The 24,499-nt window shown below is 72.6% G+C and carries 20 protein-coding genes and 1 pseudogene; 9 read left to right on the top strand and 12 right to left on the bottom strand.

The window, feature by feature from the left end:
- Positions 1–306: 306 nt before the first annotated feature.
- Positions 307–644, top strand: a pseudogene (locus OG599_RS16530) (helix-turn-helix domain-containing protein); the annotation flags it as partial.
- Positions 645–771: 127 nt separating this feature from the next.
- On the opposite strand, the gene OG599_RS16525 reads toward OG599_RS16530, so the two are convergent.
- Both OG599_RS16525 and sigJ read right to left on the bottom strand, forming a co-directional pair.
- Positions 772–2,028 (bottom strand): NAD(P)/FAD-dependent oxidoreductase, encoded by a 1,257-nt coding sequence (locus tag OG599_RS16525; RefSeq protein ID WP_327176738.1) that lies wholly within the window; start codon positions 2,026–2,028, stop codon positions 772–774.
- A gap of 131 nt (positions 2,029–2,159) precedes the next feature.
- Positions 2,160–3,107, bottom strand: coding sequence for an RNA polymerase sigma factor SigJ (gene sigJ / locus OG599_RS16520; protein WP_327176737.1), 948 nt, complete (start codon positions 3,105–3,107; stop codon positions 2,160–2,162).
- A gap of 210 nt (positions 3,108–3,317) precedes the next feature.
- Between sigJ and OG599_RS16515 the strand changes: the two genes are divergently transcribed.
- The 5 genes from OG599_RS16515 (at position 3,318) to OG599_RS16495 (ending at position 10,761) form a co-directional block, all read left to right on the top strand.
- Positions 3,318–4,298: a DUF2797 domain-containing protein gene (locus tag OG599_RS16515; RefSeq protein ID WP_327176736.1), complete on the top strand. Its 981-nt coding sequence runs from the start codon at positions 3,318–3,320 to the stop codon at positions 4,296–4,298.
- Positions 4,299–4,451: 153 nt separating this feature from the next.
- Complete coding sequence (locus OG599_RS16510; protein ID WP_327176735.1) at positions 4,452–5,201, top strand: response regulator transcription factor; 750 nt, start codon at positions 4,452–4,454, stop codon at positions 5,199–5,201.
- A 5-nt stretch (positions 5,202–5,206) separates the two neighbouring features.
- Entirely contained in the window at positions 5,207–6,916 is a 1,710-nt protein-coding gene (locus OG599_RS16505) for a HAMP domain-containing sensor histidine kinase (protein WP_327176734.1), read from the top strand.
- Between the two features lie 87 nt (positions 6,917–7,003).
- Entirely contained in the window at positions 7,004–8,539 is a 1,536-nt protein-coding gene (locus OG599_RS16500; protein ID WP_327176733.1) for a bifunctional glycosyltransferase family 2/GtrA family protein, read from the top strand.
- Positions 8,536–10,761 carry a glycosyltransferase family 39 protein gene (locus OG599_RS16495; RefSeq protein WP_327176732.1) on the top strand — a complete coding sequence of 742 codons (2,226 nt, stop codon included), beginning with the start codon at positions 8,536–8,538 and terminating at the stop codon, positions 10,759–10,761. The genes OG599_RS16500 and OG599_RS16495 overlap by 4 nt, the downstream gene beginning before the upstream one ends.
- A 109-nt stretch (positions 10,762–10,870) precedes the next feature.
- Here OG599_RS16495 and OG599_RS16490 read toward each other — a convergent pair whose 3' ends face one another.
- Entirely contained in the window at positions 10,871–12,040 is a 1,170-nt protein-coding gene (locus OG599_RS16490) for a serine hydrolase domain-containing protein (protein WP_327176731.1), read from the bottom strand.
- A gap of 324 nt (positions 12,041–12,364) precedes the next feature.
- On the opposite strand from OG599_RS16490, the gene OG599_RS16485 reads away from it, so the two are divergent.
- Both OG599_RS16485 and OG599_RS16480 read left to right on the top strand, forming a co-directional pair.
- Positions 12,365–13,996 carry an MFS transporter gene (locus OG599_RS16485; RefSeq protein WP_327176730.1) on the top strand — a complete coding sequence of 544 codons (1,632 nt, stop codon included), beginning with the start codon at positions 12,365–12,367 and terminating at the stop codon, positions 13,994–13,996.
- Positions 13,997–14,043: 47 nt separating this feature from the next.
- Positions 14,044–14,871, top strand: a complete 828-nt coding sequence (locus tag OG599_RS16480; protein WP_327176729.1) for a TetR/AcrR family transcriptional regulator — start codon at positions 14,044–14,046, stop codon at positions 14,869–14,871.
- A gap of 3 nt (positions 14,872–14,874) precedes the next feature.
- Here OG599_RS16480 and OG599_RS16475 read toward each other — a convergent pair whose 3' ends face one another.
- From OG599_RS16475 to OG599_RS16455, 5 genes are all read right to left on the bottom strand, one after another.
- Complete coding sequence (locus OG599_RS16475; RefSeq protein ID WP_327180060.1) at positions 14,875–15,846, bottom strand: NAD(P)-dependent oxidoreductase; 972 nt, start codon at positions 15,844–15,846, stop codon at positions 14,875–14,877.
- Positions 15,847–15,879: 33 nt separating this feature from the next.
- Positions 15,880–16,356, bottom strand: coding sequence for a PPOX class F420-dependent oxidoreductase (locus OG599_RS16470; RefSeq protein WP_327176728.1), 477 nt, complete (start codon positions 16,354–16,356; stop codon positions 15,880–15,882).
- Positions 16,357–16,565: 209 nt separating this feature from the next.
- The gene (locus tag OG599_RS16465; protein WP_327176727.1) at positions 16,566–17,381 is read right to left on the bottom strand and encodes a YceI family protein; all 816 of its coding nucleotides are present in this window, start codon (positions 17,379–17,381) and stop codon (positions 16,566–16,568) included.
- A 171-nt stretch (positions 17,382–17,552) separates the two neighbouring features.
- Positions 17,553–20,030, bottom strand: a complete 2,478-nt coding sequence (locus OG599_RS16460) for an MFS transporter (protein ID WP_327176726.1) — start codon at positions 20,028–20,030, stop codon at positions 17,553–17,555.
- Positions 20,031–20,076: 46 nt separating this feature from the next.
- Entirely contained in the window at positions 20,077–20,634 is a 558-nt protein-coding gene (locus OG599_RS16455) for a MarR family winged helix-turn-helix transcriptional regulator (RefSeq protein WP_327176725.1), read from the bottom strand.
- A gap of 313 nt (positions 20,635–20,947) precedes the next feature.
- Between OG599_RS16455 and OG599_RS16450 the strand changes: the two genes are divergently transcribed.
- The gene (locus OG599_RS16450) at positions 20,948–21,163 is read left to right on the top strand and encodes a hypothetical protein (RefSeq protein WP_327176724.1); all 216 of its coding nucleotides are present in this window, start codon (positions 20,948–20,950) and stop codon (positions 21,161–21,163) included.
- Positions 21,164–21,455: 292 nt separating this feature from the next.
- Here the strand turns inward: OG599_RS16450 and OG599_RS16445 are convergent, their stop codons facing one another.
- The 4 genes from OG599_RS16445 to OG599_RS16430 all read right to left on the bottom strand — a co-directional run bounded on the left by OG599_RS16445 (position 21,456) and on the right by OG599_RS16430 (position 24,296).
- Entirely contained in the window at positions 21,456–22,310 is an 855-nt protein-coding gene (locus OG599_RS16445; RefSeq protein ID WP_266706395.1) for an RNA polymerase sigma factor SigF, read from the bottom strand.
- A 234-nt stretch (positions 22,311–22,544) separates the two neighbouring features.
- The gene (locus tag OG599_RS16440; protein WP_327176723.1) at positions 22,545–23,423 is read right to left on the bottom strand and encodes an RNA polymerase sigma factor SigF; all 879 of its coding nucleotides are present in this window, start codon (positions 23,421–23,423) and stop codon (positions 22,545–22,547) included.
- Positions 23,424–23,825: 402 nt separating this feature from the next.
- On the bottom strand, positions 23,826–24,119 hold the full coding sequence (locus OG599_RS16435) for a Dabb family protein (RefSeq protein ID WP_327176722.1): 294 nt from the start codon (positions 24,117–24,119) through the stop codon (positions 23,826–23,828).
- 12 nt (positions 24,120–24,131) lie between these two features.
- On the bottom strand, positions 24,132–24,296 hold the full coding sequence (locus OG599_RS16430) for a hypothetical protein (protein ID WP_266706389.1): 165 nt from the start codon (positions 24,294–24,296) through the stop codon (positions 24,132–24,134).
- Positions 24,297–24,499 lie beyond the last annotated feature (203 nt).

The following is a 24,499-nucleotide window of genomic DNA, read 5'->3' as shown; positions in this document are numbered from 1 at the left end:
TGTCGCAGGATGCGCTGGGTGATCTTTGGGTGCGGTCGTTCAGCGGAGGTGCTGCCTACTGGCCTCATGGAGGATGAGGGGGGGGGCGGGGATCTACGGCCTGCAACATAGTCCCGAGGTGGATCCCGGGGACCTTTATGCCCACCCCCCTTGACCGCGGACCTCGAAGGTTCTCTGCCGGTCTCTCTCCGCCAGGCAACCTAGCAAGGGGCACTGACAACGGGACAGCCCTCAGGGGAGCCACCGCTCTTGGCCGGCTCCCCGCTCCGCGGCTACCGGAGAGGCGCGGCGGCATACCGTGGCGGTGTGGCAACCGAAGACCTTGGCCGGACCCGCGCCGCTTGCGCCGTCTGGCGTCTCTGGCCCAAGAAGAGGTGGCCGAGCGGTCGAGTGTGTCGGTGGACGTCATTCGTCAGCTGGAGCAGCGACGCACGCACCCGGCCCGCCTCCCCACGTTGCACGCGTTCGCGAACGGCCTCGGTGCGGAGCCGACCACGCTGCTCGGCGACCCGCCCGCGGTCTCTGCTTCCGGTGAGAACGACGGGCCGCGGTTCGTCGCGGTGCGGCGCGCCATCATGCCCGCGCTCTGGGGTCCGGAACCCGAGCCACCGGGACCGGACTTCTCGCTGGACCGGCTCCGGGAGATCCTGGACAGGAACCTGAAGCGGCTCTAGCGGCTCCCGAAGAGCCTTGACGCGGACGGGCCCTGACGCGGACGGGCCGTGGCGCCGGTGGGACGTGGCGCCACGTCCCGTCGGTGCCCGGCGGGGGTCAGGACTCGGCCGGAACGGGCGGTACGGGCTGCGCGTCCGGTACGGGCGTCGCGTCCGTGACCGGTGCGGTGGCTCGGCGGAGCACCGGCCGGCGCCGCGATGGGAGGCCGAGGGTGGGGTTGGCGACGCCCCAGGCGGCGCCCTTGCAGACGAGCTCCTTGTAGAAGGCGGCGAGCCGGCCGGTCAGGGCGGCGCTGACGGCGCGGTCGTCGGCGGTGACGTACTGGATGAGGCCCTCCTTGCGGCCCAACGAGACGCACTGGTTGAAGTAGCGGGCCGAAGGCTCGGGGAGCTTGTCGCCGGTCAGGCGGGCGGCGATGGTGTCGGCGGCCTGCCATGCGGTGGGGACGCCCGAGGCGCAGGACATGCGGAGCGGCTTGTCACCGGGGCCCATCGCGAGGGCGGCGTCGCCGATGGCGTACACGTCCGGGTGCGAGACCGAGCGCAGGGTCCTGTCGACCACGATCTGGCCGCTGCCGGTGACCTCCAGGGTGGTGGCCTTCGCGATCGGGTGGACCGCGAAGCCGGTGGTCCACACGGTGACGGCGGCGGGGAAGGCGGTGCCGTCGGCGGTGACCACGTGGTCGGCCGCCACCTCGCCGACGGTGGTGTGTTCGCGCACGGTGATGCCGAGCCGGTCGGTCACCTTCCGCAGGTGGCGGCGGCCCTTGGGGGAGAGCCAGTCGCCGAGTTCACCGCGTACGGCGAGGGTCACGCCGAGGTCGGGGCGGGCCTCGGCGATCTCGGTGGCGGCCTCCACGCCGGTGAGGCCGCCACCGACGACGACCACGGGCTGTCCGGCGCCGAGGGCGGCGAGGCGTTCGCGGAGCCGGAGGGCGCCCGGGCGGCCGGTGATGTCGTGGGCGTGCTCCGCGGTGCCGGGGACGCCGTGGGTGTTCCAGCCGCTGCCGAGGGCGTACACGAGGGTGTCGTACGCCAGTTCCTCGGTCGTGGTGGCGTCCGGGGCGGCGACGGTGACGGTCCTGCGGTCGGCGTCGACGGCGGTGACCCTGCCGAGCCTGAGTGCCACGCCGGTGCCGGCGAACATCTCGGCGAAGGGCCGGGGCCTGAGCTCCTGGCCGACCGCCACCTGGTGCAGCCGGACCCGCTCGACGAAGTCGGACTCGGCGTTGACGAGGGTGATGTCGACGTCCTCGCTCCGCAGCCGCCTGGCGAGGCGCCCCGCGGCGATGGCACCGGTGTAGCCGGCTCCGAGGACGATGATGCGGTGCTTGCGGGCGGTGTGGTCCTTCATTTCCTTGGCTCCCTGTCTCGCGTCCTGTCCCGCGCGGTTGGCCTCTCGACGCGGTTCGCCTCTTGAACCGGGCAGCCCGGTGATTCCTGACAGGGGTGCGATGTGAAGCAGGTCACATGGTGTGGGTGCGGTCAGAACGGGCGGATCAGGGGTTCGCCGTGGTCGCCGGCGGCCGCCCACCGCTCGGTGGCGCGGACCAGCTTGTCCGGGTTGACCTGGCTGCGGAACGCGGCGATGCCCTCGGCGGTGATCTCCATGCAGACGACCCCGATGACCCGGCCGTCGAGGACCACCACCAGGGCGGGCCGGTTGTTGGCGGTCGAGGCGTAGAACCCGGGGGAGCCGCCGACGAGGTTGCGCTTGGCCTGGCCGGGCTTGAAGAGGCCCCGCATGAACTTCGCGACCGCGAGGGCGCCCTCGAACGCCGAGGCGCGGGCCGGGACCTTGCCGCCGCCGTCGCCGACCGCGATCGCGTCGCCGGTGAGCAGCGCCACGAGGGGTTCGGTCCGGCCGCTCGTGGCGGCGGCGAGGAACTCGTGGACGATCCGCCGGGCGGCGGCCTCGTCGATCTCGGCGCGCGACCTGCCGTCCGCGACGTGTTGCTTCGCGCGGTGGAAGAGCTGCTGGCAGGAGGCCTCGGTGACGTCGAGGATCTCCGCGATCCTGCGGTGCGGGTAGTCGAACGCCTCCCGCAGCACGTACACCACACGCTCGTTGGGCGAGAGGCGTTCCATGAGGGCGAGCACCGCGTACGAGACGGACTCGCGCTGCTCCACGGTGTCGGCGGGGCCGAGCATCGGGTCACCGGCGAGCAGCGGTTCGGGCAGCCACTGGCCGACGTAGGTCTCGCGGCGGGCGCGGGCCGAGGTCAGCTGGTTGAGGCAGAGGTTGGTGAGGACCTTCGTCAGCCAGGCCTCGGGGACCTCGATGCGGCCGATGTCAGCGGCCTGCCAGCGCAGGAAGGTGTCCTGCACGGCGTCCTCGGCGTCGCTCGCGGAGCCGAGGAGGCGGTAGGCGATGGCTTTCAGGCGCGGGCGGGAGGCTTCGAACCGGTCCACGTCGTCCATGGTCAGTGCCATGGGCAGGATGGTAGTCCCGCCGCCGGTCGTGGCGCCCGGTGAAGGCGCGGAAAAGCGGGCGGACATGCGCGAGGAAAGGCGGGATGACGAGCGGGCGGACATGCGTGAGGAAAGGCGGGATGGCAAGCGCGGGGAAAAGCGGGCGGGAGGACGCGGGAGGAACGCGCCGGAAAGCCATGGTGCGCCACCCGTAGGGTTGATCCCTCGCTGATGGTGACGGTCTCGGTCTCGGGGGTTCTCGACGTGGGTTGGCGGTGCACCGGACTGCGGTGGCCCGGGGACGCCCCGGAGCTGGGCTGGGAGAACGGCCGGGACCGGCGCGGGAGTGTCCTCGCGTACGGGAGCGGCCTCGGGTTCCGGGCCCTCGGGGAGCGGAGCTGCGTGGGGGCGCGGGGGAACGCCTGCCCGCTGGGGGCGTCCGTGCCGGGCCGGAGCACGGGGGCCCGGTGCGCGGAGTGCGCGCGGCTGGACCGGGCGCACTCGGTGGCGGCGGACACGATCGCGGACGACCCGCGTACGTACCGGGTCTACCTCGCCTGGTTCGGGCCCGGGATGGTCAAGGTCGGGATCACCGCCGAGGAGCGGGGCGCCGCGCGGTTGCGGGAGCAGGGCGCGGTGGTCTTCAGCTGGCTGGGCCGGGGGCCGCTGATGGCGGCGCGGCGGACCGAGGAGGTGCTGCGCGCCGCGCTCGGGGTGCCGGACCGGATTCCGTACGCCCGTAAGCGCGCGGTGCGCGGGGTGCTGCCGGGGGCCCGGGAACGTACCGGTGAGGTGGCGGAGCTGTACGGGCGGGCGGCGGCGCTCGAAGGGCGCGGCTGGCCGGAGTCGCTGGAGCGGCTGCCGTACGAGGCGGTGGACCACGCCGGGCTGTTCGGGCTGGCGAACCTGGCGGGCGGGGCGGGCGTCGGGGCGGTACGGGAGCTGGTCGCGGGCGGTGGGGTGGCCGGACGGCTGGTGGCGGCCGCCGGACCGGATCTGCACCTGGCGACCGGGGACGGCGGCGCGGTGGTGGTGCTCGACACCCGGCTGATGACTGGCTGGGAGCTCGTACGGGCCGCGGCCGGAGGCCCGACGGCCGGTGAAGGCGGCGGGGAGGACGGCGGTGCGGAGGACGGCGGTGGCCGGGGTCCTGCGGTGACCGTTCCGGTCGAGGACCTGGGGCGCGGCGGGGTGCAGGACGGGCTTTTCTGAGGGGGCGGGACGGTCTTTTCCGACCGGTTCTACTCCCGTGCGGACCGGTCTTGGTGTGCCTTGGTGTCTTCATGACCAGAGCCTGACTCGTTTCTCAGGCTTTTCACAGAAACGGGCAAGCTCCCTCTCAGAGCGGTCTCACAGGGTGGGGGGATGACGACGACCTCGCCCCAGGGGCGTACCGAACTGCTCAGGGCCGACCACAACTCCGGCAATCCCGTCCGCGTGCTGGTCGTGGACGACGAGCCGCCGCTCGCCGAGCTGCTCTCGATGGCCCTGAGGTACGAGGGGTGGGACGTGCGGAGCGCCGGGGACGGCGCCGGTGCGCTGCGCACCGCCCGGGACTTCCGCCCGGACGCGGTGGTGCTCGACGTGATGCTGCCGGACATGGACGGGCTGGCGGTGCTCAGCAGGCTGCGCCGCGACCACGCCGACGTGCCGGTGCTCTTCCTGACCGCCCGGGACGCGGTGGAGGACCGGATCGCGGGGCTCACGGCGGGCGGCGACGACTACGTCACCAAGCCGTTCAGCCTGGAGGAGGTCGTGGCGCGGCTGCGCGGGCTGATCCGCCGCTCCGGTACGCACACCAGCGCCCGCAGCGAGTCCACGCTCGTCGTCGGCGACCTGCTGCTCGACGAGGACAGCCACGAGGTGAGCCGGGGCGGGACCTCGATCCACCTCACCGCCACCGAGTTCGAGCTGCTGCGCTTCCTCATGCGCAACCCCCGCCGGGTCCTCAGCAAGGCGCAGATCCTGGACCGGGTGTGGAACTACGACTTCGGCGGCCAGGCCAACGTCGTCGAGCTGTACATCTCCTACCTGCGCAAGAAGATCGACGCGGGCCGCACGCCGATGATCCACACCCGCCGGGGCGCGGGCTATCTCATCAAGCCCGGCGAGTAGCGGGGATGAGCAGGCGGGCCGGTCGTCCGGCGGCCACCCGCGGCGGAGCCGACGGCGGCGCCGGCCGCGGCCGGAGGGCCGGCCGGCCCTGGACGCTGCGGACCCGGCTCGTGGTCTCCGCCGTCTCGCTCATCGCCGTCGTCGCGGCGGTGATCGGCTCGGTGACCGCGATCGCCTTCCACAGCTACATGTACGGGAAGCTCGACGACCAGCTGGACTCCATCGCGGTCCGGGCCGGGCTCGGCCCCGGGGCCGGTGAACCGGGACCCGGCGGTGGGCCGGGCGGCAGCCTGCTCGACTTCATCGGCAACGGCGGCCAGCCCATCGGTACGGTCGGCGCGGTCGTCGCCGAGGACGGTACGGTCCTCGACTCGAAGGTCCTCGCCGACCTCGGCAAGGACACCATGCCCAGCTCCACGCCGCTGACCGCCGCCCAGTCCAAGGCGCTGGAGTCCTCCGGGGCGGCCGGCGACTCCGCCACGCACGACGTCGAACTCCCCGGGCTCGGCTCCTACCGCGTCGAGTCCGCCTCCGCGAAGGGCGGCGTCACCTTCCTCGTCGGCATCCCGAGCGAGGAGGTGAGCAGCGACATCACCGCGCTCATCCTGGTGGAGGTGTGCGTCACCGGGGCGGGGCTCATCGCCGCAGGAATCGCCGGTGCCACCATGGTCGGGGTGGCGCTGCGCCCGCTGCGCCGGGTCGCCGCGACCGCGACACGCGTCTCCGAACTCCCGCTGCACAGCGGCGAGGTGGCCCCACTGGTCCGGGTGCCCGAGGCGGAGGCCGATCCCCGCACCGAGGTCGGACAGGTCGGGGCCGCGCTCAACCGGATGCTGGGGCACGTCGGTTCGGCCCTGGCCGTACGGCAGGAGAGCGAGACGCGGGTCCGCCAGTTCGTCGCGGACGCCAGCCACGAGCTGCGCACCCCGCTCGCATCGATCCGCGGATACGCCGAACTGACCCGGCGCGGGCGGGAGTCCATCGGGCCCGACACCCGACACGCGCTGGGACGCATCGAGTCCGAGGCCGAGCGGATGACCGGGATGGTGGAGGACCTGCTGCTGCTGGCCCGGCTCGACGCGGGCCGCCCGCTCGACCACCGGCCCACCGACCTCTCGCCACTCGTGGTGGACGCGGTGAGCGACGCCCGTGCGGCGGACCGCGCCCGCTCGGCGGAGGGCGGTCACGTCTGGCGGCTGGAGCTGCCGGACGCCCCGGCGACGGTACGGGCCGACGCGACCCGTATCCACCAGGTGCTGGTCAACCTGCTCGGCAACGCGCGTACCCACACCCCGCCCGGCACCACCGTCACCGCCTGCGTGCGCCCCGCCGCACCAGGGGTGCCCTGGGTGACGCTGGAGGTACGGGACGACGGGCCGGGGATCCCGGCCGCGCTGCTGCCGCACGTCTTCGAGCGGTTCGCCCGGGGCGACGCCTCGCGCTCGCGCCACGCGGGTTCCACCGGGCTGGGGCTCGCCATCGTGCAGGCGGTTACGGCCGCGCACGGCGGGGAGGTCGCGGTCCGCTCGGTGCCCGGCGAGACGGTGTTCTCCGTCCGGCTGCCGGCCTGCGCGGAACCGGGCGCGGAGGCAGGCGCGGGAGTCGGCGTGGGATCCGGCGCGGGAGTCCGTGCGGGAGCCGGTGCGGATGCTGTTCCGGGGAGCATCCGGACATCTTCCGTTCACCTCAACTCCCCTTTCATGAACGACATGTGAGAAGGCGTCAGGTCGAGCTGCGAACTCACAGCCCGGCCACAGCCGCAGCACACCGTCGTGACAGCGCGGCCCGCGAATGTCGTGACCATGCGAACCGACAACCCCTGGAGCGCCGGCACCAGTGCCCTGCCGGCCCGGCAGCATCTCCCGGCCGGGACGGTGGACGCGCACGGAGCGCCCGTACTCGTACTCGACGTGGTCGTGCCCGTGTACAACGAGGAGAAGGACCTCGAAACCTGTGTCCGGCGGCTGCACGAGCACCTGACCCGGACCTTCCCCTACCGCTTCCGCATCACGATCGCGGACAACGCGAGCACCGACACCACCCCGCGGGTGGCGTCCCGGCTCGAAGCGCTGCTGCCGGAGGTGGTCTCGTACCGGCTGGAGCAGAAGGGGCGCGGACGCGCCCTGCGCACGGTGTGGTCGCGGTCCGGCGCGCCGGTCCTCGCCTACATGGACGTCGACCTCTCGACCGACCTGAACGCGCTGCTGCCGCTGGTCGCGCCGCTGATCTCCGGCCACTCGGACCTGGCGATCGGGTCCCGGCTGGCGCGCAGCGCGCGGGTGGTGCGCGGGTCGAAGCGCGAGTTCGTGTCGCGCTCCTACAACCTGATCCTGCGCTCCTCGCTCTCCGCCCGGTTCAGCGACGCGCAGTGCGGGTTCAAGGCGATCCGGCGCGAGGTGGCCGAACGGCTGCTGCCGATGGTCGAGGACACCGGCTGGTTCTTCGACACCGAGATGCTGGTGCTCGCCGAGCGGGCCGGGCTGCGCATCCACGAGGTCCCGGTTGACTGGATCGACGATCCCGACTCCACGGTGCACATCGTGAAGACCGCGACCGAGGACCTGAAGGGCGTCTGGCGGGTGGGGCGGGCGCTGGCGGTCGGCGCGCTACCGCTCGACCGGCTGGCCCGGCCGTTCGGCGACGACCCCCGGGACCGTACGGTGCCCGGCGTACCGCGGGGCCTGGCCCGGCAGCTGGTCGGCTTCTGCGTGGTCGGGGCGCTGTCGACCGCCGTCTACCTCGCGCTCTACTCGCTCTTCCGGCTGGGCGTCGGCCCGCAACTCGCCAACGCCGCAGCCTTGTTGGTCTCCGCCGTCGCCAACACGGCGGCGAACCGGCGCCTCACCTTCGGGGTACGCGGCCGGGGCGGCGCGGTCCGCCACCAGGCGCAGGGCCTCGTGGTCTTCGCCATCGGCCTCGCGCTCACCAGCGGTTCGCTCGCCGCACTGGGCACCACGGCCCCGTCCACCTCGCACGGCACGGAGGTCGCCGTGCTGATCGCGGCCAACCTGGCGGCGACCGTGCTGCGCTTCCTGCTGCTGCGCGCCTGGGTCTTCCCGGAGCGGCGCGGCGACCGGCCCGCCCCCGAAGCCCCCGCGCCCGACGCTGCCGCCTTCGACGCCGCCGCCCCCGCCCCCGACGCCGCCCCCGACGCCGCCCCCGCGCCGACCGCCGCCGTCGACGGCCGGCCCACCGTGCGCCCCGCCGAACCCCCGGCCCCCTTCGACGCCTTCGGTGCCGGCCCGCACGCCGACCCCTTCGGGGGCTCCCGTACGGCTCCGATCACGGCCCCCGGCACCGTCCCGTACGCCGACGACGAACTGAGGAACGCCCGATGACCGCCTCCCTCCACCCCGACGCGTACCCCGCGCCGCCGCCCCCGGCGCCGCCCGCTGTCCCGGGGGCATCCCACCGGGCGGCTCCCTCCGCCGGGACCGGCCGGGCCGGACGGCTCTGGCGCGGCCGGCCCGAGGACCCGTCCTGGGCGCGGCCCACCTTCCTCGGCCTGCTGCTGGTGGTCACGCTCGCCTACCTCTGGAACCTCAGCGCCTCCGGTTACGCCAACTCCTTCTACTCCGCGGCCGTCCAGGCCGGCAGCGAGAGCTGGAAGGCCTTCTTCTTCGGCTCCTCGGACGCGGCCAACGCGATCACCGTCGACAAGCCGCCGGCCGCCCTCTGGCCGATGGCGATCTCGGTGCGGATCTTCGGCCTCGGCTCCTGGGCGATCCTGCTGCCCGAGGTGCTGATGGGCGTCGCCACCGCCGGGGTGCTGTACGCGGCGGTGCGCCGCCGCTTCAGCGCGGCGGCGGGTCTCCTCACGGTGGGCGCGTTCGCGCTGACCCCGGTTGCCGCGCTGATGTTCCGCTTCAACAACCCGGACGCGCTCCTCGCGCTGCTGATGACCGTCACCGTGTACTGCGTGCTCCGCGCGGTGGAGAACGGCCGCACCACGTGGCTGGTGTGGGCGGGTGTCGCGGTCGGGCTCGCCTTCCTGGCGAAGACCCTCCAGGCGTTCCTGATCCTGCCGCCGCTGGCCGTGCTCTACGCGGTGCTCGCGCCGGTGCCCGTACGGAAGCGCTTCGGCCAACTCGCCCTCTCCGCCGTGACGATGGTCGTCGCGGGCGGCTGGTGGGTGGCGATCGTCGAGCTGTGGCCCGCCTCGTCCCGCCCGTACATCGGCGGCTCGCAGAACAACTCGTTCCTGGAACTGACCTTCGGCTACAACGGACTCGGCCGCATCAGTGGCGACGAGACCGGCAGCGTGGGCGGCGGCGGTGGCGGCGGACAGGGCGGCGGCTGGGGCGAGACCGGCATCGCCCGCATGTTCAACTCCGAGATCGGCAGCCAGATCTCATGGCTGCTGCCCGCCGCGCTGATCCTCCTCGTGGCCGGGCTCTGGCTCACCCGCAGGGCGCCGCGCACCGACGCGCGCCGGGCCGCGTTCCTCGCGTGGGGCGGCTCGCTGCTGATGACCGCGGTGGTCTTCAGCTTCATGGCCGGCATCTTCCACCAGTACTACACGGTGGCCCTCGCCCCCTACCTCGCGGCGCTCGTCGGCATCGGCGCCGTCGCGCTCTGGGAGGAGCGGGCCGCCTGGTGGGCGAGTGCGGTGCTCGGTGGCACCGTCGCCACCACGGCTCTCTGGGCGTACGTGCTCCTCGGCCGCACCCCGGACTACCTGCCGTGGCTGCGCTGGGCGGTACTGCTCTTCGGCCTGATCAGCGCCGTGTGGCTGGTGTTCGCGGGCCGGGTGGGCCAGCCGCTCGGGCTCGTGGTGGCGGTGGTCGCGATCGTCGCGTCGCTGGCCGGCCCGGCCGCGTACACGGTGAGCACGCTGAACACCGGACATGAGGGTTCCATCGTGACGGCCGGCCCCTCCGGCGCCAGCACGATGGGCGGCGGACCCGGCGGCGGTGGCCCGGGCGGTGGCGGCATGCAGCCCCCGGGCGGCATGACCGGCGGCCAGGGCAACGGCGGTCAGGGCAACGGCACCCAGGGCAACGGCCAGAACGGCCAGGGACCCGGCGGTACGCCTCCCACCGGTACGCCTCCGAACGGCACGGCAGGGCAGATGCCCGGCCAGGGCACCAACGGCCAGGGCACCAACGGCCAGAACGGCGGCACCCGCCAGAACTTCGGCCAGATGCCGGGCTCCATGGGCGAAGGCGGTCCGGGCGGCGGAGGCGGCGGCATGGGCGGCCTGCTCAACGGCGCCACGGTCTCCGACGCGGCGAAGAAGCTGCTGGAGAAGAACGCCGACGACTACACCTGGGTCGCGGCGGCCATCGGCTCGCAGAACTCCGCCAGCTACCAGCTCGCCACCGAGGACCCGGTGATGGCCGTCGGCGGCTTCAACGGCAGCGACCCGTCGCCGACCCTGGCCCAGTTCAAGAAGTACGTGGCCGACGGGAAGATCCACTACTTCATCGGCGGCGGGATGGGGATGGGCGGCGGCGACAGCGGCACGTCCTCGAAGATCTCGTCCTGGGTCGAGAAGAACTACGAGGAGGTGACCGTCGGGAGCGCCACCTTCTACGACCTGACGCAGCCCAAGAGCTGACGTCGGTCCACGCGGCACCACCTCATGACCACCCGTCCCCACGGGCAGGCGGGCCCGGCAGCCCCACAGCTGTCCGGGCCCGCCTCGGTCGTGCCGGGGTGCGGGGGCCTCATTCCTCTGCCGCGCCGGCCCCTGCCGCGTACGTCCAGAAGTCCCGCATCGGATCCGGCGGCTTCGGCCCGCCCAGCTCGACCTGGGTGAGCAGCAGGGTGATCAGCCCGGTGGACGGGACGAGGTGCCCGGCGGTGCCGGTGCCGCCGACCCAGCCGTACCGCCCGCGTACGTTCCACGGGTCCCGGGTCTCCACGTCGACCGAGCCGCCGAATCCCCACCCCTGCCCCTCCGTGAAGAGCCCGCTGGCCTTGCGCTGGGCGGGGGTGAGGTGGTCGGTCAGCATCTGGCGCACCGCGCCGGCCGACAGCAGCCGCCGCCCGTCGCCGGTCAGGCCGCCCGCGAGGAGCATCCGGGCGAAGGCGAGCCAGTCGTCGGCGGTGGAGACCAGGCCGCCCGCCCCCGAGGGGAACGCGGGCAGCGTGCTCCACTGCCCGTCCGCCGCGTCGACCAGGTCGAACCCGCCGTCCGGGTGGGCCCGGTAGTAGCCGGTGAACCGGCCGAGGTCCGCCGCCGGAACGGCGAACCCGGTGTCCTTCATCCCGAGCGGCTCGAACACCCGCTCCGCCAGGAACTCCGGCAGCGACCGCCCCGAGACGCGGGCGATCAGCACCCCGAGGATGTCCGAGCAGGTGTTGTAGAGCCATGCCTCACCGGGCTGGCGGAGCAACGGGATGTGGGACAGGGTCCGCATCCAGGTGTCGGGCTCCGCCACCGCCTGCGGTTGCGGCGGGCCCTGGTGCAGCTCGGAGAAGAGCGGTGCGACGGCCGGGAGCGCGAAGTCGGAGGGGAAGCCGTACCCGGCGCGGAAGGTGAGCAGGTCGAACACGGTGATCGGCCGCCGGGCCGGTACGACGTCCTCGACCGGGCCGTCGGGAGTGCGTACGACCTTGGGGGAGGCCAGCTCCGGCAGCCAGGTCCCGACGGGCTGGCCGGGGGTCAGCCGGCCCTCGTCGACCAGCACCATCGTGGCGGCGGCGGTGACCGGCTTGGTGAGGGAGGCGATCCGGAAGAGGGTGTCGCGGGCCATCGGCGTGGTGCCGCCGGTGTCGGTCGAGCCGGACGCGGCCACGTCCACCCGGTCGCCTCGGGCCACGAGCGCCACGGCACCGGGGACGGCGCCCCGTTCGACGTAGGGGTCCAGGAATGCGCGCAAGTCCGTCGTCATGGGTCCCACCCTCGCGGTCCGTTCGCCGGAAGGGTGACTCCCGCGCCGACCGGGACGCGCGGGGGACGCCCGGTCGGCCCGTGCGTTCGCCTGCACGCCCGTTCGGCCCGTGCGCGCGGCTGTTCACCCGTTCGGATGAGTGCCAGAGACATGTCCTGTACGCCGTAGAGCGATCGCCATACGGTGTATGGCGTTCGGCTCCTCCCGCCGCTGCCCAGCACCCGTCCCGCGCCGCTAGGCCTGCCGCGGCGCGGGAGCCCGAGGCCGTGTCCGACCCTTCCCGCCGATCCGACGCGCATGGTCGGACACGGCCAAGGAGACCGCATGACGGCGAACGCCTCCACCCCTGCCACCGACCCGGGCCGTGCTCTGAAAGCCCCGCCCCGGCACCCGCAGCGCTGGCTGATCCTCGGCGTGATCTGCCTCGCCCAGCTCACCGTGCTGCTCGACAACACCGTCCTCAACGTCGCGATCCCCTCCCTCACCGAGGAGTTGGGCGCCACCGGCGCAGAGGTGCAGTGGATGATCAACGCGTACTCGCTCGTCCAGTCCGGCCTGCTGCTCACCGCGGGCAGCGCCTCCGACCGCTACGGCCGCAAGAAGCTGCTGCTCGCCGGGCTCATCGTGTTCGGCCTCGGCTCCCTGGCCGCGGGACTCGCCCAGAGTCCCGGCCAACTGGTCGCGGCCCGGGCGGAGATGGGCGTCGGTGGCGCGCTCCTGCTGACCAGCACGCTCGCCGTGGTGGTCCAGGTCTTCGACGCGACCGAGCGGGTCCGCGCGATCGGGCTCTGGGCCACGGTCAACTCCCTCGGGTTCGCGGCCGGTCCGCTCCTCGGCGGGGTGCTGCTCGGCCACTTCCGGTGGGGGGCGATCTTCCTCGTCAACCTCCCCGTCGCCGCCCTCGCCCTGGTCGCGGTGGCCCTGCTCGTACCGGAGTTCAAGAACCCGGCGAGCGAACGGCCCGACCTGGGCGGCGCGTTGCTCTCCACCCTCGGCATGGGCGCCGTGGTGTACGCGATCATCTCCGGCCCGGAACACGGCTGGGGCTCCTCCCGGGTGCTGCTCACCGCGTTCGCCGGGGCCGCCGTGCTGGCCGGGTTCGCGCTCTGGGAGCTGAGGGTGCCGCACCCGATGCTCGACCTTCGGTTCTTCCGCGACCGCTCGTTCACCGGTGCGGTGGCGGGCACGGTGCTGGTGGCGTTCGGGATGGGCGGCTCGCTCTTCCTGCTGACCCAGCACCTCCAGTTCGTCCTCGGCTACGGGCCGTTGGAGGCGGGGCTGCGTACCGCCCCGCTGGCGCTCACCGTGGTGGTGCTCAACCTCACCGGTTTCGGCGCCCGGCTGGTCCCCCGGCTGGGCACGCCCGCGACGATCGCGGCCGGGATGTCCCTGCTGGCGGCCGGTCTCGCCGCCGTGGCGCTGCTCGCCGGGCAGGGGTACGACGGCATGCTGCTCGGCCTGGTCGTGATGGGAGTGGGGATCGCCCTGGCGGCCCCCGCGATGGCCGCCGCGATCATGGGCGCCATCCCGCCGGAGCGCGCGGGGGTGGGCGCGGGCGTCAACGGCACCCTCGCCGAGTTCGGCAACGGCCTCGGGGTCGCCGTCCTCGGCGCGGTCCTCACCTCCCGCTTCACCGCCCTGCTGCCCCTCGCCGCCGCCGGTGCCGCCTCCCTGCCCGCCGCGCTGGCGGCCGCCGGGGACGGCCCGGAGCGCGCCGCCGTCACGGACGCCTTCGCGGCGGGGCTGGAACGGGGCCAACTCGCGGGCGCGGCCGCGGTGCTGGCCGGCGGGGTGGTCGCGGCCCTCCTGCTGTGGAGGGCGGAACGCGCGCCGCGGGCGCCGGTCGACGAGGGCGGACCGGAGCCGGACGGGAAAGCGAACACGGCGGGGGAGCCGACCGGTTCGGCGGCACCGAACACGCCTGAGCATCGGACCGGGCATCCGGGGCATCCGTGACGATGCCCCGCCCGGTCCGTCCCCCGGGCACACGAGGAGAGTGCGTCATGGTGTCCGCGGCCGACCCCGCGCCGGAGCCCGCACCGGAGGCGGCCGACGCGTCCCCACCGGTCCGTACGGCCGACGCGTCCTTGCCGGCCGCACGGTCCAGCGTGTGGCTGGTCCGCCGCCCGGCCTCGCGCACCCGCAGGTCGGAGGGGTCGCCCGCCGGTCTCGACCGCGACCGGATCACCGCCGCGACGGTCCGGCTGCTGGACGCGGAGGGCCTCGCGAAGTTCTCCATGCGCCGTCTGGCCGCCGAACTCGACGTCACCGCGATGTCCCTCTACTGGTACGTCGACACCAAGGACGACCTGCTGGAGCTCGCCCTCGACTCCGTCTACGGCGAGATCCCGGCGCCCCGCCAGGACGCCCCCTGGGCCGACCGGCTGCGCGAACTCGCGTGCGAGTACCGGGCGTTGCTGGTACGCCACGTATGGGCCTCGTCGCTCGCCGGGAGCTTCCTCAACATCGGCCCGCACTCGCTGCTCTTCACCCGCGCCGTCCAGGACGTGATCCGGGCGACCGGCCTCCCGCTGCGCCGGCAGACCGGAGCGCTCGCGGCGGTGTTCCAGTTCGTGTACGGGTTCGGCACCATCGAGGGCGATCTCCGCAGGCGCTCCGCCGCCGCCGGGGTCAGCCAGGACGAGTACTTCCGGCAGGCGATGACCGCGTACCGCTCCGAGCCGAGCATCAAGCAGGTCGTGGACGTCTCGCAGGACCTGATGGACGCGCGCGGCGGCGACACCGTCGAGGAGATGCGTGAGCGGGACTTCACCTTCGCGCTCGACCTGCTGATCGCGGGCATCGAGGCGATGCGGGACCGCACTGCCTGAGTCTCAGTAACCGCGCCGCACGTCCACGGTCAGCTCCGGTTGCCGTCCCGCGCGCAACTGCGCCCAGCAGGCGGCGAAGTCGGTGAGGATGTCCTCGTCGGCCGTGATCCCCGCCGAGTGCGAGGTGACGACCGTGCGCGGCAGCAGCCAGCACGGGTCGCCGGGAGCGGCCGGTTCGGACGGCAGCACGTCCAGCACCGCACGCCGTACGGCCCCTGCCCGCAGCGCCCCGCCCAGCGCCGCCAGGTCCACCGTCGCTCCGCGCCCCACGTTGACGAACGAGGCTCCCCGTACGTACCCGAAGCGCTCCGCTCCGAAGTAGTTCTCCGTGGCGGGGGTGAGCGGCAGCGCGGCGACGACCCAGCGCGCCTCGCCGAGCGCCTCCCGCTCCGCGTCCCCGCCGGCCGGCACCACCCGGTCGAAGCCGGTCGGCGGGACGGCGGGCACGGTCCGGGCCACCCCGACCGTCCGCAGCCCGCAGGCGCGCAGGCGCGAGGCCACCGCCGAACCGATCCGGCCGGTGCCGTGGACCAGGGCGGTCTGCCCGGCGGCGAGTTCGGACGGCATGCGCCGCCACTCCTCGCGCGCGTGCATCTCGGCGAACTCCGGTACGGACTGGCACTCGGCCAGCACCCAGGCGAGGACGTACTGCGCGATCCGCGCGCCCATCCGGCCGACCGTCCGGGTCAGCAGCGTCCCGGCGGGCCAGGGGCCGGGGGCGAGCAGCGCGTCCGTACCGGCGTTGACGCTGTGGAACCAGAGCAGGTCCTCCTCCGGCAGGCCCGCCGGACGCGTTGCCCCGACGTAGACGACCGGCCCACCGACCGGCCCACCGACCGGCCGGCCGGAGGCCACCGGCTCCGGGTACGCGGTCCAGGGGCGGCCGGTGATCTCCGCCAGCCCGTCGCGCACCGCCGGTGCGAGGTCGGGGGCGGTGAGCAGCCGGGCACGGGTGAGGAGGCCGGGGTCGGGCAGGGCGGTGGTCACGGGAAGCACTCCGGGCGGTTCTCAGGCGTCGGTGTCGGTCACGAGCCGGGCGGGGAAGCCGCCGGTGGCGATCGGCCCCCAGCGCTCCGGGGTGATCCGGATGATCGACTTGCCCTGCTTGACCATGGCGGCCCGGTACTCGTCCCAGTCCGGGTGCTCGCCGGAGATGGTGCGGAAGTACTCCACGAGCGGCTCGACCGAGTCGGGTGTGTCGATGACCTCGGCGGTGCCGTCGATCTGCACCCAGGGGCCGTTCCAGTCGTCGGAGAGGACGACCACGCTGACCTGGTCGTTCCGCTTGGCGTTGCGGGTCTTGGCGCGCTCCGGATAGGTGGAGACGACGATCCGGCCGGAGTCGTCGACCCCGCAGGTCAGCGGGGAGGCCTGGGGGCGGCCGTCGGACCGGGCGGTGATGAGCAGCGCCCGGTGGCGGGGCCGGACGAACTCCAGCAACTCGTCACGGTCGGCGCTGGTGTTGGTCGCGATGTGGGGAGCCATGCGGCCACCCTAAGGGCTGTCCCGTGCTCCCTGGTGGGTGCGCGGCACCGGGCGGGCCCCGGACGCACGACGGGCCGGTCGGCGGCGGAAGGCGTACCTTCCGCCGCCGACCGGCCCGGTGACCGACCCGTACGACGCGGCTCGTAACGGCCGCCCGCGCACGGCTCGAAGCTGCCGCACCCGCGCACGGCTCGGAACGACCGCACGGCTCAGGAGGGCAGCGAGTCCCCCTGCACCGCCTGGATGTCCAGTTCCACGCGGAGCGTCGTGCCGATGGCGGAGATGCCCGCCTTCACGACCTGGTTGTAGTTCATCGCGAAGTCGTCGCGGCGCAGCTCGGCCGTGGCGCGGAACGCCGCCCGGACGCCGCCCCACGGGTCGGGGCCGGTGCCGAGGTAGGTGAGGTCGAGGTCGACGGGGCGGGCGATGCCCCGCATCGTCAGCTCGCCCTGCACGGTCCAGCGGTCCGGGCCGGCCGGGATCAGCCCGTTGGAGCTGTACACCAGCTCGGGGAACCGCTCCACGTCGAGGAAGTCCGCCGACCGCAGGTGCTTGTCGCGCATGCCGTTGCCGGTGTCGATGCTGGCCGCGTCCATGACGGCGTCCACCCGGGAGCGGGCGATGTCCTCGGCGATCACGATCCGGCCGCTGAACTCGGTGAAGCGGCCCCGCACGCTGGAGATGCCCAGGTGCTGCGCGGAGGCGGCCACCGAGCTGTGCGCGGGGTCCAGCGACCAGTCGCCGGGCGGCGGGAGTTCCACGCCGCCCTGGCGGGCCAGGACCACGGTGCCGGCCTCGATGCGGCCGCTGGCCGTGACGAGGGCGGTGGAGGCGGCGGGCGCGTAACCGACGGCGGTCACGATCACCGTGTACGCGCCGGCGGGCAGCGGTTCGTCCGTGCGGGTCGCCCCGTCCTCGTCGGCGGTGGCGCGCAGTATCTGGTTGCCGGTCATGTCGGTGACCGTGACGATCGCGTGCTGGACCGCCCAGCCGTCCCGCGTCCGTACCTGTGCGCGAAGTCCCATACCGTTCTCTCTCCTTGTTCACTGACTCGTTGACTCATGGAACGAGTCGGGCCCCGGGGGCGTGCGGCAGGCCGTCCCCTGCCTGCCGCACGCGCCACCGGGGCCCATTTCCACCGGCCGGGACAGACTCTCCGCTGAAAGTGCCGTCCCGCCAGGGGGCTTATCGCCCGGTCACTCGCCGGGGTGGACGAGTTCGATGTCGTGTCCGTCGATCCCGTGACCGGCGACGGTCACGGTGCTCGCCACCGGCGGGTAGCCGGTCGCGACGACGGAGTACTCACCGGCGTCCAGATCGGTGAAGGCGTACGCGCCGTCCGCACCGGTCGTGGAGGTGGCGACGACGTTGCCCGCCGCGTCGATCAGGGTGACGCGGGCGTCCCCGAGGGCGTTGCCCGCGGAACCCGCGCGCACCGTGCCCTGGACCAGGGCGCCCGCCTGAAGGGCGGCCTCGACCCGGGTGACACCCGTGCCGGCGATCTCCACCGGGAGGGCCAGCGGGCGGTAGCCCGCCGCGTTCACCGCGAGCGTCACCGTGCCGGGGACCAGCTCACCGAAGGTGAAGTCGCCGGTCTCGCCGGAGGTGCCGGTGGCGAGCACGTCGCCGCGCACGTCGGTCACGATGACCATGGCGCCCTGGATCGGGGTGCCGGCCTCGGCGGCGCGGACCGTACCGGCCAGTCCGCTGGTGCCGGAGAGCAGGATGTCGTACGCGAGCGGCTCGTCACCGACGACGACCGTGGACGCCTGCGGCTGGCAGCCGTCGGCGGACGCGATCAGCACGTAACTGCCGTTGCCGGGGGCGTCGAGGACGTACGAACCGTCCTCCTGGGCCACCGAACGGCCCAGCTGACGGCCGCCGAGCGAGATCAGCGTGACGGCGGCCCGGGCGACGGGAGCACCGTCCGCACCGCGCACCACACCGCGCACCGGGGTGCCCTGGATGACGGGCGCCTCGGTCGGGGTGACCGCCGGAGCGGCGACCGCGGGGGAGGCGACGGTCTCGGCCTGGGAGGCCGGGGCGGCGGCCGGAGCGGCGACGGCGGCGGCCGGGACGGCGTCCGCCGGAGCCGGGGCGGCCTCGCCGCCGGCGTTCGTCCGGAGCGCGACCTCCTTGATGAAGATCGCGAAGAGGAAGGCGAGCAGGGCGCACGGGGCGGCGAACAGGAAGACGTCACCGACGCCGTGGCCGTACGCGGCCTCGACGACCGCACGCATCGGGGCGGGCAGCGTCGCCAGGTCCGGGATGCCGCCGCCGGTGCCGCCGGTGCTCCTGACACCGAGGTCCGACAGGCCGTCCGTCACGTAGTGGGTGACGCGGTTGGCCATGACGGCGCCGAGCGCCGAGACGCCGATGGCGCCACCGAGCGAACGGAAGAACGTGACCACGGAGCTGGCCGCGCCGAGGTCCTGGGGAGCGACCTGGTTCTGTGCGGCGAGGACCAGGTTCTGCATCATCATGCCGACGCCGGCACCGACGAGGAACATGAAGATCGCGACGTGCCAGTACGTCGTGTCGTACCGGATCGTGCCCAGCAGGCCGAGACCCGCGGTGACCAGGACGCCACCGGAGACCAGCCAGTACTTCCAGCGGCCGGTGCGCGTGATGACCTGACCGGAGATGGTCGAGGAGAGGAAGAGACCCGTGATCATCGGGATCGTCATGACGCCGGACATCGTCGGCGACTTGCCGCGCGCCAGCTGGAAGTACTGGCTGAAGAAGACGGTCCCCGCGAACATCGCGACACCGACGAAGAGCGAGGCCACCGAGGCCAGCGTGATCGTCCGGTTGCGGAAGAGCCGCAGCGGGATGATCGGCTCGCGGGCCTTCGACTCCGTGAAGACGAACGCGCCGATGAGGGCCACGACGCCCAGCAGCATCACGACGGTCTGCCAGGAACCCCAGGCGTACTTGTCGCCGGCGAAGGTCACCCAGAGCAGCAGCAGCGAGACGCCCGCGCTGATGAAGAACGCGCCGGTCCAGTCGACCTTGACGTCACGCTTGACGACCGGGAGCTTCAGGGTCTTCTGCAGCACGAAGAGGGCGATGATCGCGAACGGCACACCCACGTAGAAGCACCAGCGCCAGCCCATCCAGCTGGTGTCGGTGATGACACCGCCGAGCAGCGGACCGCCCACGGTGGCGACGGCGAAGACCGCGCCGAGGTAACCGCTGTACCGGCCGCGCTCACGCGGGGAGATCATCGCGGCGAGGACGACCTGGGCGAGGGCGGAGAGACCGCCGACGCCGATGCCCTGGACCACACGGAAGACGATCAGCATCCCGGAGCTGGTCGAGAGACCCGCCGCGCAGGAGCCCAGCACGTAGATGATCAGGGCTATCTGGACGAGCAGCTTCTTGGAGAAGAGGTCCGAGAGCTTGCCCCAGATCGGGGTGGTCGCGGTCATCGCCAGCAGGGAGGCCGTGACCACCCAGGTGTAGGCGCTCTGGCCGCCGCCGAGGTCGGAGATGATGTGGGGGAGGGCGTTGGAGACGACCGTCGACGACAGGATCGCGACGAACATGCCGAGCAGAAGCCCGGTCAGGGCCTCCATGATCTCCCGGTGAGTCATCGGCGTGCCGGCGGGAGCTTCTGAGCCCCCGTGCTTGGCGTGGCCGCCCCGCACACCGGTTGGTGTGGTCGTAGCCATGAATGTCCTTTGCTTTGCTTCTGTTACAGAGGTGTACGGGTGTCCGTCAGGCGTCCGTGGCCGGAACGAGCCCTTCCGCGGGCTTCTCGTCCGGTTCGGAACCCTTTGGGACGCTGGGTCCGGTGAGCCGCGCGCGACAGTCGTCGGTGTGCCGTCCGGGGGTGCACGCACTGGGCGTGCGGGCGGCGAAGCTGCCGCAGAGCCGTGCCAGCAACGTGACGAGTTGTCCGACTTCGTCGTCGGACCAGTCCGCGAGGTTGTGCGCGAACACTTCCGTGCTCCGACGGCTGAGGTCGACAAGCACGTCGTGTCCGGAGGAGGTCAGCCGCAAGATGCGGGAGCGCTTGTCCGAGGGGTCGGGAAACCGCTCTATCCAGCCGCGTTCCGCCACGTGGGCGACGTGTCGGCTGCTCACGGACATGTCCACGGAGAGCAGCTCGGCGAGCCGGCTGATGCGCATCTCGCCGTGCTGGGCGAGGAGCGTGAGCACCGCGGCCGAGCCGCCCGGGCAGTCGGCGGGCAGTGCGCGGGAGAGTCCCCGCTTCACGACGCCCACCGCGCTGAGGTGCCGGGCCAGTTCTTCGTACTGACTCCGTGCGGCCACGGGGCACCCCCAGACTTCTGCTCTGCATCTTGTTGCTTAGGGCAACCATAGAAGCCGTTGGTTGCTGCAGGCAAACGAAATGAGGCTTGCATAAGTAAAGGAAACCAAAAGGCTCCGTAGGCTCCTGGTCAAAGCCGCAGCGTGTGGCTCCAGTGAGTCAACTGTGTGTCTCACACCACAGGGTGAGTCCTTTTATCTGCTCATGTTGACGGCGTGCGGCGTTGTGGAGATGAGGGGAATGTCCGTACGAACCGGCACTCGCCCGTCCCCCAGGGGTTGGGCGTCAGGCCCGAGTTCGCTAGGGTCCTGGCCCATGGCACACAACCCCCACGCCCCTCAGCAGGGCCCCGCGGGCAATGACGACCCGGCAGGCAGCACGCAGATGTTCCGCGCCTTCGTCGACGACGGAGAGCCGCAGCGCCGGCCGGAGCAGGCCGCGCCGTCCGGCGGCCCGAAGACCGGAGTGATCGTGGCCGTCGTCGCGGTCGTCGTCGTCCTCGCCGCGGTCGCCTGGCTCGCGCTGGGCTGACCCACACCGTCCGACCACGCGGCGGCCTCCGTCCCACGGGGGCCGCCGACGCGTTTCCGGACGCCGGTACACGGCACGTGGCGCGCGGCACACAGGGAACGGGCCCACGGCCCGCCGCACAGGCGCACCGCGCAGGAGCGTCACGGCGCCTGGAGCCGGGGCCTGAAACCGGCGCCGGGAACCGGACCGGCCGGACGTACCGGGGCGCGACCCGGGGACATCCGGGCGCGGCCCGGGCTCCGGGGGTACCGCCGGGGGCGCGGGAACGCGTCTCCCCGGCGGCCGGGACCCGTCAGTCGGTGATGAGCCCCTCGCGCAGCTGCGCGAGCGTACGGGTCAGCAGGCGGGAGACGTGCATCTGCGAGATGCCGACCTCCTCGCCGATCTGCGACTGGGTCATGTTGGCGAAGAACCGCAGCATGATGATCTGCCGCTCGCGGGGAGCGAGCTTGGCCAGCAGCGGCTTCAGGGACTCGCGGTACTCGACCCCCTCCAGCGCGGTGTCCTCGTACCCCAGGCGGTCCGCGAGGGAGCCCTCGCCGCCGTCGTCCTCGGGGGACGGGGAGTCGAGCGAGGAGGCCGTGTAGGCGTTGCCGACGGCGAGCCCGTCGACGACGTCCTCCTCGGAGACACCGAGCGCCTTGGCCAGCTCCGGTACGGTCGGCGAGCGGTCGAGCCGCTGCGCCAGTTCGTCGCTGGTCTTGGTGAGCGCCAGGCGCAGCTCCTGGAGCCGGCGGGGGACCCGCACGGACCACGAGGTGTCACGGAAGAACCGCTTGATCTCGCCCACGACGGTCGGCATGGCGAACGTCGGGAACTCCACCCCCCGTTCGCAGTCGAACCGGTCGATCGCCTTGATCAGGCCGATGGTGCCGACCTGGACGATGTCCTCCATCGGTTCGTTGCGGCTGCGGAACCGCGCCGCCGCGTACCGCACCAGCGGGAGGTTGAGCTCGATGAGTGTGTCGCGTACGTAGGCCCGCTCCGGGCTGTCCGTTCCCTCGGGACCGAGTGCGGCGAGCCGCAGGAACAGGGAGCGGGACAGCGTACGGGTGTCGATGGCTTCCGACGAGCTGGTGAGCACGGCAGGCGCGGGCGCGCTCTTCGTGAGCGTGAGCACCTTCGAGCTGCCCTGGTCTACGGACATGCCACCCCCTTGAGGTCGCGGACGGTCGCGGTGGCCGCGACCATCGGAGGAACGCAGCCTCCACCTGAATACCGGAGGGGAGGCTGCGGCAAACGCGGTTCCAGCAGAATGTCACATGTCGGCAACACGCTGTAGTGACATGTCGATAAGTCAGCGCCGCGTATGCGCAGGAAGCGAGGGGTGCGGGTGCGAGGGGCGCCGGAAAACCGCTTGGAGACGGTCTACCCGTTCTGACTAGGCCTCGATCCTGTTTGCGGATCGCAGTCGGGCGAAACTTCTGGCCAAAAGTCTTGACACGTGCATCTGGGAGACGCCCAGTTCGGCACTGATCTGGGACTGTGTCAGGTTGCTGTAGTAGCGCAGCAGCAGGATCCGCTGTTCGCGCTCGGGCAGCTGCACGAGCAGGTGCCGTACGAGATCGCGGTGTTCGACCCCGGCGAGTGCCGGGTCCTCGTACCCGAGGCGGTCGAGCAGGCCGGGCAGTCCGTCGCCCTCCTGGGCCGCCTCCAGCGAGGTCGCGTGGTAGGACCGGCCGGCCTCGATGCAGGCCAGCACCTCGTCCTCGGAGATCCGCAGCCGCTCGGCGATCTCGGCGGTGGTCGGGGAGCGTCCGTGGGCGGTCGTCAGGTCCTCGGTCGCCCCGGTGACCTGCACCCAGAGTTCGTGCAGCCGGCGGGGGACGTGGACGGTACGGACGTTGTCCCGGAAGTAGCGCTTGATCTCGCCCACCACGGTCGGCATGGCGAACGTGGGGAACTGGACGCCGCGTTCGGGGTCGAAGCGGTCGATCGCGTTGATCAGGCCGATGGTGCCGACCTGGACGACGTCCTCCATCGGTTCGTTGCGGCTGCGGAACCGCGCCGCCGCGTACCGCACCAGCGGCAGGTTCGCCTCGATCAGCGCGGCCCGCACCCTGCGGTGTTCGGCCGTGCCCGGGTCGAGCTCCTTGAGCTGGCCGAAGAGCAGCTGGGTGAGCGCCCTGGTGTCGGCGCCCCGGGTTCTCGCGGGGGGCGCGGAGGGGTCGGGCGTCTCGGTCTGGATGTCGTCGGACGGCTCGGTCCGGTCCTTCTGGACGGTCTGGGGAGGCACTTGAGGCGCTGCACTGGCCGGCACGGTGACGCCACCCCTTCACGGTCGACTTCGCGGTCACGCTTCATGGTCGAACTGCACGGTCGACTGACAGCCAACGTGACGGACAACTGCGGTCAATTCATCCATCAAAAGCGGTCATAGCATCACAAGACATGTCCACTGTGTGCAAGCACCGTATGTAGCCGTGTTGGAGTCAAACGGGTTTAAAAACCAACAAAAGCCCCCCACCTGAGAGGTGAGGGGCTCCGACCGGCGACCGGCGGCCCGAGGGTGGCACCGTGCGGGACGTACGTACGAAGGCGGCGCGAAGGAGGGGCGTACCCGGCGCGGGGGCGGGGCGCACCCGCGCGAAGGTGAGGTACGCCCGGCGCGTACGACCCGCGCGCCCGGCGCGCACGACCCGTGGCAGTTTGAAGACGCGCCTTAGAAGGGGTAGTCGGCGATGATCCAGGTGGCGAACTCGCGCCACTGACCGGCCGCCGCCTGGTGCGCCGGGTGCTCGATGTACCGCACGAGCGCGTCCTGGTCGGCGACGGCGGAGTTGATGGCGAAGTCGTACGCGATGGGCCGGTCGGTGATGTTCCAGGCGCACTCCCAGAACTCCAGCTCGGGGACGAGCCCGTCGAGTTCGCGGAACGCCTTCTCGCCGGCCACGACCCGAGGGTCGTCCCGCTCGACGCCGTCGTTCAGCTTGAACAGGACCAGGTGGCGGATCATCGGCGGTTGCTCCTACTTCACCAGCTCGGACATGAAGTCCCCGACGCCCTGGGCGGCGCTGGAGATGCCTTCGAACCCTACCTGGACGAGGTCCGCGGCCCTCGCGGGCGACGTGATGATCGTGTAGAGCACGAAGACCACCACGATGTAGAGCGCGATCTTCCTCGCTTGCGCCACAGCCCCTGCCTCCCCCTCGGTCCCGTGCGCGGTCGGCAGATTCTATCCGTACACCTGGTCGGATTCGGGGGTCGTCGGCGATCGTTGTTCGAACCCGGTGCGGGGAGCCGTGGGCTTGCTCGGGACCAAGGCCCCTGCGACAGGGGCCTTTCACCGGCCCGTACGGGTGGTGCCGGCGGGCACGATGGAAGCACGGCCCGGCG

The sequence above is a fragment of the Streptomyces sp. NBC_01335 genome (assembly GCF_035953295.1).
Lineage (GTDB): Bacteria > Actinomycetota > Actinomycetes > Streptomycetales > Streptomycetaceae > Streptomyces.
This window is presented reverse-complemented; position numbering and strand designations above follow the sequence as displayed.